General features: G+C 64.4%; 12 protein-coding genes. 5 read left to right on the top strand and 7 right to left on the bottom strand.

Going from position 1 to position 13,580, the window contains the following annotated elements:
• Positions 1-4 precede the first annotated feature (4 nt).
• The 7 genes from AB3G31_RS07765 to AB3G31_RS07735 all read right to left on the bottom strand — a co-directional run bounded on the left by AB3G31_RS07765 (position 5) and on the right by AB3G31_RS07735 (position 7,768).
• A complete protein-coding gene (locus tag AB3G31_RS07765) occupies positions 5-4,159 on the bottom strand; it encodes a response regulator (RefSeq protein WP_367849615.1) in 4,155 nt (1,384 codons plus the stop codon).
• Between the two features lie 215 nt (positions 4,160-4,374).
• The gene (flhC, locus tag AB3G31_RS07760; RefSeq protein WP_367849614.1) at positions 4,375-4,956 is read right to left on the bottom strand and encodes a flagellar transcriptional regulator FlhC; all 582 of its coding nucleotides are present in this window, start codon (positions 4,954-4,956) and stop codon (positions 4,375-4,377) included.
• Positions 4,957-4,965: 9 nt separating this feature from the next.
• The gene (flhD, locus tag AB3G31_RS07755; RefSeq protein ID WP_315246203.1) at positions 4,966-5,292 is read right to left on the bottom strand and encodes a flagellar transcriptional regulator FlhD; all 327 of its coding nucleotides are present in this window, start codon (positions 5,290-5,292) and stop codon (positions 4,966-4,968) included.
• 184 nt (positions 5,293-5,476) lie between these two features.
• Positions 5,477-6,499 (bottom strand): NAD(P)H-dependent glycerol-3-phosphate dehydrogenase, encoded by a 1,023-nt coding sequence (locus tag AB3G31_RS07750; RefSeq protein ID WP_367849613.1) that lies wholly within the window; start codon positions 6,497-6,499, stop codon positions 5,477-5,479.
• Positions 6,500-6,503: 4 nt separating this feature from the next.
• Positions 6,504-6,971 (bottom strand): protein-export chaperone SecB, encoded by a 468-nt coding sequence (gene secB, locus AB3G31_RS07745; protein ID WP_367849612.1) that lies wholly within the window; start codon positions 6,969-6,971, stop codon positions 6,504-6,506.
• 105 nt (positions 6,972-7,076) lie between these two features.
• Positions 7,077-7,337, bottom strand: a complete 261-nt coding sequence (gene grxC / locus AB3G31_RS07740; RefSeq protein ID WP_367849611.1) for a glutaredoxin 3 — start codon at positions 7,335-7,337, stop codon at positions 7,077-7,079.
• Positions 7,338-7,357: 20 nt separating this feature from the next.
• Complete coding sequence (locus AB3G31_RS07735; protein WP_367849610.1) at positions 7,358-7,768, bottom strand: rhodanese-like domain-containing protein; 411 nt, start codon at positions 7,766-7,768, stop codon at positions 7,358-7,360.
• Positions 7,769-7,891: 123 nt separating this feature from the next.
• Here AB3G31_RS07735 and gpmA point away from each other — a divergent pair, with 123 nt between their 5' ends.
• The 5 genes from gpmA (at position 7,892) to AB3G31_RS07710 (ending at position 13,576) form a co-directional block, all read left to right on the top strand.
• Positions 7,892-8,638, top strand: coding sequence for a 2,3-diphosphoglycerate-dependent phosphoglycerate mutase (gene gpmA / locus AB3G31_RS07730; RefSeq protein WP_367849609.1), 747 nt, complete (start codon positions 7,892-7,894; stop codon positions 8,636-8,638).
• Positions 8,639-8,718: 80 nt separating this feature from the next.
• Positions 8,719-10,155 carry a S41 family peptidase gene (locus tag AB3G31_RS07725; RefSeq protein WP_367849608.1) on the top strand — a complete coding sequence of 479 codons (1,437 nt, stop codon included), beginning with the start codon at positions 8,719-8,721 and terminating at the stop codon, positions 10,153-10,155.
• Positions 10,156-10,220: 65 nt separating this feature from the next.
• Positions 10,221-10,973 carry a ThiF family adenylyltransferase gene (locus AB3G31_RS07720; protein ID WP_367849607.1) on the top strand — a complete coding sequence of 251 codons (753 nt, stop codon included), beginning with the start codon at positions 10,221-10,223 and terminating at the stop codon, positions 10,971-10,973.
• Positions 10,974-11,016: 43 nt separating this feature from the next.
• Positions 11,017-12,702 (top strand): SulP family inorganic anion transporter, encoded by a 1,686-nt coding sequence (locus AB3G31_RS07715; RefSeq protein ID WP_367849606.1) that lies wholly within the window; start codon positions 11,017-11,019, stop codon positions 12,700-12,702.
• A 133-nt stretch (positions 12,703-12,835) separates the two neighbouring features.
• Positions 12,836-13,576 (top strand): GGDEF domain-containing protein, encoded by a 741-nt coding sequence (locus AB3G31_RS07710; RefSeq protein ID WP_367849605.1) that lies wholly within the window; start codon positions 12,836-12,838, stop codon positions 13,574-13,576.
• Positions 13,577-13,580: the final 4 nt, after the last annotated feature.

Genomic DNA, 13,580 nt, shown 5'->3' with positions numbered 1-13,580 from the left:
CGTGTCAGACGGCTCCATGGTTGTCTGCCAGGGCCTCGGCCAGCGCCTCCAGGGTGCCACTGGCGGCAGACAGGTTGAGGTCTTCAAACTGGATCAGCGCGGCATCGGCCAGGCGCACCAGCGCGGTACGGGCCAGCCCCGACCGGATGCCCAGCAACAGCTCTGCGGCGGCATAGTTGCCCTGCGCCACCATGGGCCGGGCCTTGCCGATGCGCGACAACAGGGTCGCCACATCCACCGATTCGGTGGCAGCGTCGGCCAGCGCGCTGTAGCGGCTGTCGGCCAGCAAGCCGGTGGCACTGCCGATCACGGTGTCCAGATGCTGGCAGAACGCCGCCACGCCTTCGGCCAACTGCTCGGGGGTGGCGTGCGGCGCCAGTTGCTCCAGGTGTACGGCGGCGTCGGCCAGCGCATCGGCACCCAGGTAGCGGGCGGTGGACTTCAGGGTGTGGGCCTGGGCGGAGACGGTGTTGCGCGACGGTACGGGCCGGGGGGGCCGCCACTGCGCCGACAGGCTGGCGAAGTCGCGCACAAAACCGCGCAGCACGCGCTGCAGGCTGGCCTGGCGGCCCCCCAGGCGGGCCAGGGCCAAGCGCAGGTCGACGCCCGGCAAGCCGTCCGGCAGGTCGGCCGGAACTTCTGCGGGTGCTTCGGCAGCCAGGCTGGCCATGGCGCGCGGCTGGGGCAGGCATTGCAGCAGGGTCTGGTACAGCGCCATCTCGTCGATGGGTTTACCCAGATAGGCATCCATACCCGCCGCCACGGTGGCAGGGTGGCCCACCTGTGAGTCGTGCGCCGTCAGGGCAATCAGTGGCAACCGGGCCCAACGCGCCTGTTTGCGGATCTCACGGCTGGCGGTCAGGCCGTCCATCACCGGCATCTGCAGGTCCATCAGCACCATGTCGAAATGCTCCTGTTCGAGGCATTCGAGGGCCTGTGCACCGTCGGCGGCCAGCACCACTTGCATGCGCACCGCCTGCAGGAATTCGCTGGCCACTTCGCGGTTGAGGGCGTTGTCGTCCACCACCAGCACGCGCAGGCCCGCCAGCGCGGCGAGCGCGGGGTCTTTGGGCAGCCATTGCACCAGCCGCCGGGCCAGGTCCTCGGTGTCCACCGGTCCGGGCAGGCAGTCGTCCATGCCCGCGGCCCGGCAGGCCTGCGGCTCGGCAGCCGCCAGGCCAGCGACCGTGTAGAGCAACCCGATCACCGGCAAATGGGCTCCACGCGGGTCGTTGCGCAGTGCACGGGTGGCGGCCAGGCCGTCCAGGCCGGGCAGGTGGTGCGCAACCAGCACCACATCGCACGGTGCGGCCTGCAGCCGGGCCAGCGCCTGGGTACTGCTGCGGGCGGTGTCCACCTCCATACCAGCCTGGCGCAAAAAGCCGACCATGGCCTGGTGCTCCTGCGACCGCTCGGCCAGCAGCAGCACACGCCGCTGCTGCAGGCGGCCCAGGTCCAGCGGGGTGTCGCCGTCCTCGCCGGGCGGGCCGGTCCAGGTGTGGCCCAGCGCATCGGCCAGGGTGTTGAACACCAACGACTGGGTGACGGGCTTGATCAGCACCCCGGCCAGGCCCACCGCCTGGGCCTCGACGAGGAGCTCGTCGCGGGCGAAGGCGGTCACCATCAGCACCATCGGCACACCGGCCAGCGCCGCGTCGGTCTTGATCTGCCGGGCCGCCTGCAGGCCATCCATGCCGGGCATGCGCCAGTCCATCAGCACCAGCTCGAACGGGCGGCCGTTGTCGTGGGCCGCGCGCAGATGCTCCAGGGCGGCGGGGCCCGAGTCCACCACATGCACCAGCATGCCAAAACCACGCGCCAGTTGGGCCAGGATGCCGCCCGCACTGGCGTTGTCGTCCACCACCAGCAGGCGGCGCCGCTGCAGTACCGACGCATTGCGCGGCACCTCCGGTGCAGCCGCTACACCGGGGTGGCGTAAGGGCACCGTGAAGCTGAACGTGCTGCCCAGCCCGCGGGTGCTGGTGACACCAATGCACCCGCCCATGTGCTCCACCAGTTGCTTGCAGATCGACAGGCCCAGCCCCGTGCCACCGTAGTCGCGGCTGACCTGGTTGTCGGCCTGCGAAAACGGCAAGAACATGCGGGCGATCTGCGCTGCGTCCAGCCCCACGCCGGTGTCGTGCACCGAAAACCGCAACCGGTAGCCGCCAGCCGGGCTGTCCGACTCCAGCACCACCGACACCACCACTTCGCCCCGGGACGTGAACTTGACGGCATTGCCCACCAGATTGCCCAGCACCTGGTTGAGTCGCAGCGCGTCGCCTACCAGCCGTGCGGGCACGTCGGGCCCGACGGCGTAGGCGATCTCCAGGCCTTTTTCTTCGGCCTTCAGGGCGTGGGCCACCGACACCGATTCAAGCAGCGACTCCAGGGTGAATTCGGCCTCTACCAGGACCATCTTGCCAGCCTCGATTTTGGACAGGTCCAGCAGGTCGTTGACGATGCCCAGCAGCAACTGGGCCGATACGTCGATCTTGTCCAGGTAGTTGCGCTGCTTGCCCGACAACTCGGTTTGCTGCACCAGCCGGGTCATGCCCAGCACGGTGTTCATGGGAGTGCGGATTTCATGGCCCATGAAGGCCAGAAACGCGCTCTTGTCGCGTTCGGCCACCTCGGCTGCGTCTTTGGCGGCGGTCAGTGCATCGGCAGCTTCGCGGGCCGCGGTCACGTCCCATACGGTGCCGATGGCGCGCGCCAGGCGACCGTCGGCATGGCGGTGGACCCGCCCAAAGATTTGCACCGTGCGCACCGCGCCCGAGGGCTGCACGATGCGCACCTCCATATCCAGCATGGAGGTCTTGCGCAGTGCGGTGTGCCACTGCCGAACCATGGCGCGGACATCGTCGGGGTGAAAGTACGCCAGCAACTGCTGCTCGCTGCCGTCGAAGCCACCGTGCGGCACACCAAACACGGCATAGGCCTGGTCGTCCCAGAGGTAGCGGCTCTCGGCAAAGTCCAGCTCCACAATGCCGACACCGCCGGCCTGGGTGGCCAGCAGCAGGCGCTCCTTTTCCAGCGTCAGCGCCTGGCTGAGCTGGCGGTAGCGGGCCTCACTGGCGCGCAGGGCTTCGGCGCGGGCGCGCAGTACCTTGTCGGCATGCCCCAGGCTTTGGCGCAGGCCTTCAAACTCTGCCACCGGGAACAGCGCGCCAGCGTCGCCGCCACCGGGTGTGTCTGCAGCATCGGTCGCCACCCGCTCGGCGTTTTGCGCCAATGCCTGCACCGGGCGCAGCAGCATGCGGGCCATCCACAGCACCAGCAGCAGGGCTGCGCCCAACACCAGCAGGGGGCCCGCCAGCAGGGTCCACACAGGCTGGTGCCAGCGGGCATTGAAGCGCTCCAGCGGCTCCCCCGCCACCACCACCCAACCCGGGGTGTGCGCCAGGCGCTGGAAACCGATGGCCATCGGCGCGCCTTCGAGCGAACGGCCTTCAAAGACCCCCGCATCGGCCTTCAGCACCTGCAGCCGCGCCCAATCGGGCACGACGGCGCCCACAAACCGCTCGGAATCCCACGACCGGGACACCAGCCGCCCATTGCCGTCCACCACCGCCACCAGGTTGTTTGAAGGGATGCTGCGCTGCTGCAAGGTACGCACCAGCTCCAGCGGTGAGAGCATCAGCGCCAGCACCTTGCGGGCGCCACCGGGCGTGCGGTATGGCACGCTGAGGGCCACCCGGGGGCTGTCTTTGCGGGCCCCGACCATGAACACATTGGAGACGGTGCGCTCCCGGGCTGCCTGCGCCCGGGCCCATACCTCGGGTGGCAGGCCTTTGGCTTCCAGGCTTGAAATCGGGGAGGGTTTGGCATCGTTGCCGGCCTGCGCCAGGATGATGCCCTCCTCCAGGCGGCCATCGCCAGCGGCATCCAGCGGGCCACCCATGTCGGTGGCAGCCAAAGTGGCCATGGCCTCCAGCATGGTGGTGCGGGCGACGATTTCGGTTTCGACCGCCTGTGCCAGGGTGCGGGTGTTTTCCTGCAGCTGGTGGGTAGAGGCCTCGCGGTACACCTGGGCCACCTGCCACATGGCGAACGCAGCCGCCCCGGCCATGGGTAGCAACGCCACCAGGACCAAAGCCATCAGGTAAAAACGCAGGCTGCGCGGGCGCACCAGCCCTGGATTCCCACGTCGAAACATCTTGCTACCTATCCAATGCCTTAAAACCGGACTTATTACCGGTTCGGTTGCGTTTCGATGGGATCGAAATCTTCCGATTCAAAGCGTTATGGTAAGGCGATAGGCCGCGGAAATGAGGCTGTGGCGGGTACTTTCGTGGGATTTAAACGACTCGTTTGGAGCCGCTTCTCTCTGGTTGCAGGATACCCATGCAATCCATTTCCGTATTCGCGCGATTAATGCAACATCAAGGTACGCTCGCCCTTGCATTTGCCTGCGCGGGCCGGTGGGCTGCACAAACCGCACACGTATTGGCGGGGGTTTTCGTAGAGTTCGGTGACAAATTTGCCGCCACAACTGCTGCACTGGGTCATGTTGAGCATGTTGGCATCGACAAACTTCACCAGGCGCCAGGCCCGGGTAAACGACAGCAGCGGGTCCACCTCGGCGGCCACGATCTGCTCGGTGTACAGGCGGTAGGCCTTGGTCAGGATGTCGATGGAATCCATGTCCATGCTCTTGGACAGGTATTCGTAGATGTTCAGAAACAGCGAGGAGTGGATGTTTTCCTGCCAGGACAAAAACCAGTCCGTCGAGAAGGGCAGTTGGCCCTTGCTGGGCGACTTGCCCGAGACCTCTTTGTACAGGCGCAGCAGGCGCTCGTAGGACAAATCGGTTTCCGATTCCAGCACCTGCATGCGGGCGCCCATGCGGATCAACGCGGCTGCACGTTCGATCTGCTGCGAGTCTTGCAGCACGCTCTTGGAAGGCTTGGACACTTTGGTGGCGACAGCGGCAGTGGAAGCGGTGGTGGTCATGGGAGCTCCTTACAGGACTTCGGCCACGCGGCCAGCCATCAGGATGTTGGCGTGCAAGGTGTTGGTGGCGGGGTTGCCCACCTTCTTGATGTCGTGGTTGGTCAGCAGACTCCAGACCAGGCTGTCTTCCACCCGGAAGTGGCACAGCAGCATGTTGCCGGAGGCCAGTTTCAGAATCTGGGCAGCGGAGAGGGCACCCAGGATGTCGGCCGCTTCTTCGTTGATACCGAGACGGAACAGCGCTTCGGCCTTGTCCTGGCGGATCAGGCTTTGCGCCAGCATGAGGTACGTCAGATTGGCCTCGCGGATTTCGGCAATGATCTGTTCGGTGTTCATGGTGTGTCCTTTGGTCTTCCCGGTTCAGGCTGCCTTGCGTTTGTCGCAATCTGCTATTTCCCAATCCGTTGAAATGGATTGTGAATACCCCCCAATCAAAAATTAAGTCGGGGGGCACCCATACCGCAGGTCAGATTTTTACCAGGCCGTGTAAGAAGTTTCCTTACACAAAAGACACAAAGCCTTACACGAGCTCGGGCACCGGGGCCCGCCCCATCAGAGACGCAACCGCGTCAGCCGGGCGGATGCGACCGTCCAGCAAAGCCACCACGCTGTGGGTGATGGGCATGTCCACGCCCAGGCTGTGCGCCCGCTGCGCCACGGTGCGGGCGCTGTACACGCCCTCTGCTACATGGCCCAAAGAGGCCACCGCCTGGTCCAGCGACTGGCCTTGAGCCAGTAACAAACCCACCTGGCGGTTACGGCTCAAATCGCCAGTACACGTCAGCACCAGATCGCCCAGACCCGACAGGCCCATGAAGGTCTCGGCCTTGGCGCCGAGGGCTACGCCCAAGCGCGTCATTTCGGCCAAGCCACGGGTTACCAGGGCTGCCCGCGCATTCAGGCCCAAGCCCAGGCCGTCGCACAGGCCGGTGGCGATGGCCAGCACGTTCTTGACCGCGCCGCCCACCTCCACGCCCACCACATCGTCGCTGGCATAAACCCGCAACACCGGGCTGTGGAAGGCCTCCACCAGGGCATCGCGCACCTCGGCGCGGCTGCTGGCGGCCACCAGGGCCGTGGGCTGGCCACGGGCCACCTCCTGGGCGAAGCTGGGGCCACTGAGCACGCCATACAGCGATGGTGCATTTGCTACAGATTCAATAGCTGCCTGAGCGTATACCTCGTGCGCCAGCAGCCCAAAAGGCTTGGAACCGGGAGACTCAAACCCTTTGCACAACCAGGCCACAGGCGCCGCACAGCCTGCAATCTGCTGCAGCATGCTGCGCAAGGCCGACATGGGTGTGCCCAGGATGACCAGGTCGTGCCCTGCCACCAGCGCGGCCAGGGCCTCGGGCGCCACGGAGCAGACGGTGAGTGTTTCGGGAAAAGCGATGCCGGGCAGGTAGCGCTGGTTGCAGCGCTGGGCCTGCATGGCAGCGGCCTGCCCGGCATCGCGCGCCCACAGCGTGAGGCTGTGGCGCTGGCTGGCACTGATGGCCAGCGCGGTGCCCCAGGCCCCCGCGCCCAGAACCGCGATTTTCATGGGTTTATTGCAGCGTAGCGGTGGGCGCTTCGGCAGCGGCCGCTGCAGCATTGGCTTGCTGCTGTTCGTACATGGCCTGGAAGTTGATTTCGGCCAGGTGCACCTGTGGGAAACCGGCGCGCTGGACCATATCGGCGACATTGCTGCGCAGGTAAGGGTAGACGATTTGCGGGCAGGCGATGCCAATGATCGGGCCCATCTGCTCTTGGGACATGTTGCGGATTTCAAAAATGCCGGCTTGCTTGGCTTCCACCAGGAACACGGTCTTTTCGCCAATCTTGGTCTGCACAGTGGCCGTCACGGCTACTTCAAAAATGCCATCTGCCACCGGGTTGGCTTCCACACCCAGCTGGATTTCCACCGTGGGCTGGGTCGGGTCCAGCAGGATGCCGGGGGAATTGGGCTGCTCCAGCGAAGCCTCTTTCAGGTAAACGCGCTGGATTTGGAATACGGGATCTTGTTGCTCGGACATGGAATTCTTTCGGTGGACATCAAAACAAAGCCCGCCGGAGAAGCCATGGCGGGCGAAAAAAGCAAATGGATTATTGCCGATCAGGAAGGCAGATTCAGCGGTACTTCAAGCCGCATTCAGCAGCGGCAGCAAACCGCCCCGACCGTCCAGCGCCACCAGGTCATCACAGCCCCCCACATGGGTGTCACCGATGAAAATTTGCGGCACCGTGCGGCGACCGGTCAACTCCATCATGGCCGCACGGGCCTCAGGGAACTGGTCTACGCGGATCTCGTCGATCTGCTCGACGCCCTTGTTTTTCAGAATTTGCTTGGCACGGATGCAGTAGGGGCATACGGCGGTGGTGTACATCTTGACGGTTTGCATGGTCAGTATCTGGTGGTGGCTCAGGACTTTTCAAGCGGCAGGTTGGCTTCGCCCCAGGCTTTCATGCCGCCGCTGAGCACTTCGGCTTGCTCGTAACCCAGCTTTTTGGCCGTGGCCAAAGCCTTATTGGCGCGTGCACCGGTGGCGCAGACCAGGATCAAGGGCAGCGATTTGTTTTTCACCATGGAGGCCAGCTTGTCTTCCAGCTGGCCGACCGGCAGATTCTTGGCGGCGGCAATGTGGCCGACGGCGAACTCATCGGCCTCGCGCACATCCACCACCACGGCCTTTTCGCGGTTGATACGCATGACCGCGCCGTTGGCCGTCAGGGCACCCGCACCGGCGCTGTTCGAAATCACCGGCCACAACAAGCCGCCACCCGCTGCCAGCGCTATCGCAATCAGCATCCAGTTGTCTATTAAAAACTTCACTTTGCACCTTTTATTTGTGGTTGAGCGGGACTACCCCGAACCGGCGATTTTAGAATGGCGTGCTGACCCTGGCGGGAGCCCCTATTTTTAGCTCCCTTTTCATCCACCGAGACAAGCCGCCCTATGTACAAAATCGTTCTGATCCGCCACGGTGAATCCACCTGGAATCTTGAAAACCGCTTCACCGGCTGGACCGATGTGCCATTGACCGACACCGGCATTGCCCAGGCGCAAAACGCGGGCCGCCTGTTGAAAGCCGACAACTTCGAGTTCGACGTGGCCTACACCAGCGTACTCAAGCGCGCCACCCACACCCTGTGGCACTGCCTGGACCAGATGGACCGCACCTACCTGCCAGTGGTGCACAGCTGGCGCCTGAACGAGCGCCACTACGGTGCGCTGCAGGGATTGAACAAAGCCGAAACCGCCAAGCAGTATGGCGACGACCAGGTGCTGGTCTGGCGCCGCAGCTACGACACGCCGCCCCCGGCGCTGGAGGCCACCGACCCGCGTTGCGAACGCAGCGACCCGCGCTACGCCAAGCAAACCCCCGACCAGATCCCGCTGACCGAGTGCCTGAAAGACACCGTGGACCGCGTACTGCCGTTCTGGAACGAAGCCATGGCCCCCGCCATCAAGGCCGGTAAACGCATCGTGCTGGCCGCCCACGGCAACTCGATCCGCGCGTTGGTCAAGTACCTGGACAACATCTCCGACGACGACATCGTGGGCCTGAACATCCCCAACGGCATTCCGCTGGTGTACGAGCTGGACGAGAACCTGAAACCGATCCGCCACTACTACCTGGGCGATGCCGAAGCCGCCGCAGCGGCCGCAGCAGCGGTTGCCGCTCAGGGCCAGAAAAAATAAGCCGATAAAAAGGTTTACACGGAACGTATCCAAACAAGTGGATACCAACGTGTATATTGACAGAGAACTGAAAGACGCTTATGGGCCAGAAACTCAAAATTACCGGTTGGATTGCCGCCGGTGCCATTGCCGGAGCCCTCACCACGGTTTCCCTGCAAACCGTGGCCCGTGGGGCCATGGCACCGCTGCCGCTGGAAGAGCTGCAACAGCTCGCGGCGGTCTTCGGCATGGTCAAAACCGACTATGTGGAGCCGGTCGACGAGAAAAAGCTCATTAGCGACGCGATTGCGGGCATGGTGGCCAGCCTGGACCCGCACTCCCAGTACTTTGACAAAAAGTCGTTCAAGGAATTCCGCGAAGGCACCACGGGCCGCTTTGTGGGCGTGGGCATCGAGATCACCCAGGAAGACGGGCTGGTCAAGGTGGTCTCGCCCATCGAAGGCTCGCCGGCCTTCCGCGCGGGCCTCAAGCCCAACGACCTGATCACCAAGATCGACGACACCGCCGTCAAGGGCCTGGCGCTCAACGACGCGGTAAAGAAGATGCGCGGCGAACCCAACACCAAAGTCAGCCTGACGATCTTCCGCAAGGACGAGAACCGCAGCTTCCCGGTGACCATCACCCGCGAAGAAATCCGCACCCAGTCGGTCCGCGCCAAGGTCGTCGAGCCGGGCTACGCCTGGGTTCGCCTGAGCCAGTTTCAGGACCGCACGGTGGACGACTTCGCCACCAAGATCACCGACATCTACAAGCAGGAACCCAAGCTCAAGGGCCTGGTGCTGGACCTGCGTAACGACCCGGGCGGCTTGCTGGATGCCGCCGTGGCCGTGTCTGCGGCTTTCCTGCCCGAAAACGTGACCGTGGTGTCCACCAACGGCCAGCTGGCCGACAGCAAGTTCACCTACAAGGCCTCGCCCGAGTTCTACCAGCGCCGCGGAGCCGATGCCTTGGCCAAACTGCCCGCTGCCCTGAAAACGGTGCCGCTGATCGTGCTGGTCAATGAAGGCTCGGCCTCGGCCAGCGAGATCGTCGCCGGTGCCCTGCAAGACTACAAGCGCGGCACCATCATGGGCAGCCAGACCTTTGGCAAGGGCTCGGTGCAGACCGTGCGCCCGCTCGGACCCGATACCGGCTTGAAGCTGACCACCGCGCGCTACTACACACCCAGCGGCAAATCCATCCAGGCCAAAGGCATCGTGCCCGACGTGATGGTCGATGACACCGCCGACGGCAACCCCTTCGGCGCCCTGCGCATGCGCGAAGCCGACCTGGAAAAGCATCTGGCCAGTGGCCAGGGCGAAGAGAAGAAAGACGAAGCCCGCGAAAAAGCCCGCGACGAAGCCCGCAAGCTGCTGGAAGCCGAAGCGCTGAAACCGGTGGCCGACCGCAAACCACCGCCAGAATTCGGCAGCGACAAAGACTTCCAGCTGATCCAGGCGCTCAACCAGTTCAAGGGCAAGCCCGTCATCGTCAGCAAGACCCTGGTCGAGCGCAAAGAAGAAAAGAAAGAGCAGTAGACCGCCCCCCTGCCCTTAGTCCCAAGCCCCGCCCCTGCGGGGCTTTTCATTGCGACAATGCCAAGATGAACGACGACCAACTGCTGCGCTACTCGCGCCACATCCTGCTGGACGATATTGGCATCGAAGGGCAAGAACGGCTTTTGGCGGCCCACGCGCTGGTCATCGGCGCGGGCGGGCTGGGCTCGCCGGTGGCGCTGTACCTGGCCACGGCGGGCATCGGCCACATCACCCTGGTAGACCACGACACCGTGGACCTGACCAACCTGCAGCGGCAGATCGCCCACAGCCTGGAGCGCGTGGGCCAGTCCAAGGTGGAATCGGCGCGCACCGCCATGCAGGCCATCAATCCCGAGGTGCAGATCAACGCCGTCCACGCCCGGGCCGATGCCGCGCTGCTGGACACGCTGGTGGCCCAGGCCGATGTGGTGCTGGACTGCTGTGACAACTTTGCCACCCGCCATGCCGTCAATGCGGCCTGCGTGCGCCACCGCAAGCCGCTGGTGTCGGGCGCAGCCATCCGCATGGACGGGCAGATCAGCGTATTCGACGCGCGGGATGCGGCTTCGCCCTGCTACGCCTGCGTGTTCCCGCCCAGCGACGACTTCGAGGAAACCCGTTGCGCCGTGATGGGCGTGCTGGCACCGCTGGTGGGCATCATCGGGGCCATGCAGGCCGCCGAAGCCATCAAGCTGATCAGTGGCGCAGGCACCTCGCTGGCCGGACGGCTGCAGATGCTGGATGCGCGCAGCATGGCCTGGAACGACATCCGCATCCCGCGCGACCCGGCATGCGCGGTGTGTGCACCGCATCCATAACTCCTATTTTTATAGCTGCTCACGCCCATTGAATAAGCGCTAGATGCCAAAAAACCTTGTAAATCTGATTCGGTTCCAGCGCTGGTTTCCTTTTCTCAGTTGGCCGCGCCCCAGCCGCAGCACCCTGGTGGGCGAGCTCTGGGCCGGGCTGACGGTGGGCATGATGGTGATTCCGCAGGGCGTGGCTTACGCCGCGCTGGCGGGCATGCCGCTGATCACCGGCATCTACGCCTCGCTGCTGCCCGCGCTGGTGGCAGTGCTGTGGAGCTCGTCGACCCGCCTGTCGGTGGGGCCGACCGCGTTAAGCGCGCTGCTGGTGGGCAGTGCCTTTCTGGGCATGGCGGAACCCGGCAGCGCGCAGTGGGTGACGCTGGCGGTGTGGCTGGCGCTGCTGTCGGGCCTGCTGCAGATCGTGCTGGGGCTGGGGCGTTTTGGCTGGTTGCTCAATCTGGTCAGCGCGCCGGTGCTGACCGGATTTACCCAGGCGGCGGCGATCCTGATCTTGCTGTCACAACTGCCCGCACTGATCGGGCTCAAGGGGACTTTGGCCCAACTGCTACACCAGCCGCAGATCGACTGGCAGGCAGCGGCGTTCGGGTTCGGCGCACTGGCCGTGCTGGTGCTGGGCAAGCGCTGGTTTCCCAAATTTCCGGTGCTGATGGTGCTGGTGGTGGCCAGTGCGCTGCTGAGTGCCGGCTTGGGCTTTGCGGAAAACGGGGGTGCGGTGGTGGGGGCCCTGCCCGCCGGTCTGCCCGCACTGCAACTGCCGGGCGCCATCTCGCTGGCGCAGTTGGGCGAGCTGGCCATGCCGGTACTGGTGCTCACACTGATCAGCTTTCTGGAAACCGCGTCGAGTGCCAAGGTGGACAACCAGCGTGGCGGCACCCGCTGGAACGAAAACCAGGACCTGATCGGCCAGGGCATGGCCAAGGTGGCTTCGGGCCTGTGCGGGGCCTTTCCCACCAGCTCGTCGTTCTCGCGTTCGGCCATCAACCTGTATGCCGGGGCCAAGACCGGCTGGGCGACGATTTTTTCGGTGATGCTGGTGCTGTTGGTGCTGCTGTGGCTGACCCCCGCGCTGTACCACGTGCCGCAGGCGGTACTGGCGGCGGTGGTGGTGGCCGCGGTGTCCAGCCTGGTGCAACCGGCCGAACTGCGCCGTATCTGGCGCGCCGCCCCGGTGGAGGCCGTGACCTGTGCCACCACCTTTGTACTGACCCTGGCCACCGCACCCCGGCTGTACTGGGGCGTGCTGGCCGGTTTGCTGATGGCCTTGTCGCACTTCTTGTACCACCGGCTGCACCCGCGCATCATCGAGATCGGCCTGCACCCCGATGGCAGCCTGCGCGACCGGCATCTATGGAACCTGCCGCCGCTGGCCCCGCACTTGTATGCGCTGCGCATGGATGCCGAGCTGGACTTTGCCTCGGCCAGCAGCCTGGAACGGGCCGTGATGGAGCACCTGGCGCTGCATCCCGGTGTCAAGCAGGTGTGCCTGTTTGCCCAGCCCATCAACCGCATCGATGCCACCGGGGTGGACACTTTTGGCAAACTGCGCCATGCTCTGGCGCACAGCCACATCACCCTGCACCTCAGCGGCATGAAGCTGCCGGTCGAAAATGTGCTGCGCCGTGCCGGAGAGCTCCCACCGGATGGGGTACGGCTGCACCGCACCGACCATGACGCGCTGTTGGCCCTGCAGCACGGGCCAGAAGATTTTGCGATCTAAAAGCGCTTGCGCGAAAGCAACCTATTGACCCTGCAGGACAAGCCATCTCCCGGCTTGGGTCTGCACTGGATACTGTTAAACTTTCTGTAACTTTTTGCCCACAAACGTGTCCTCAACGGTAACCCACTCCTCCATGGATCTACGCAATTTGCGCCTGGAGTCGGCTTGCGCTCTGTTACAGCAAGAGATGCCCGCGATGGACATGCCCGACCCATTGGCGTATGTACAAAACGTGATCGATGGTCTGTGCGATTTATCGCTCAAGGACCCGCTCACCGGGCTGTCGAACCGCCGCCATTTCAACATGGTGCTCGAGTCCGAGGTGGACCGGGTGGCCCGCTCGGGCGAAGCGGCCCTGCTGCTGCTGATCGACATCGACCATTTCAAAACCGTCAACGACACCCACGGCCACCCGGCGGGCGACCAGGTGTTGCGCGTGGTGGCCAAGGCGCTGCAAGCATGTGTGCGCCCCATGGACACGCTGGCGCGCTATGGCGGCGAAGAATTTGTGGTGGTGTTGCCGTCTTGCCAGCCATCGTTTGGGCATGCGGTGGCCGAGCGCATTCGCCGTAGTATTGAAAATACCCGGATCACGGTGGCTCCCGGGGTTGAATTGCAGGTCACCATCAGTATCGGGGGGGCATTTGCCCTGCAGTGGATCCGCTCCACCACCGAGCTGTGGACCGACCGGGCCGACCAGCAGTTGTACCGGGCCAAGTCTACCGGGCGCAACCGCCTGTGCCTGGAACCCCAACCCGAGAGCCATGTCAGCGCCGAAGAGAAAAATTTGTTGTTTGGTCATTTGTCTGCCGCAGAACCGGCCTGGATTGATATGTCGTCCGTTGCCGCCCATGGCAGCAATGGACAAAGGTAAGCCG

The organism is Rhodoferax sp. WC2427 (assembly GCF_040822085.1).
Taxonomy (GTDB): Bacteria; Pseudomonadota; Gammaproteobacteria; order Burkholderiales; family Burkholderiaceae_C; genus Rhodoferax_B.
This window is presented reverse-complemented; position numbering and strand designations above follow the sequence as displayed.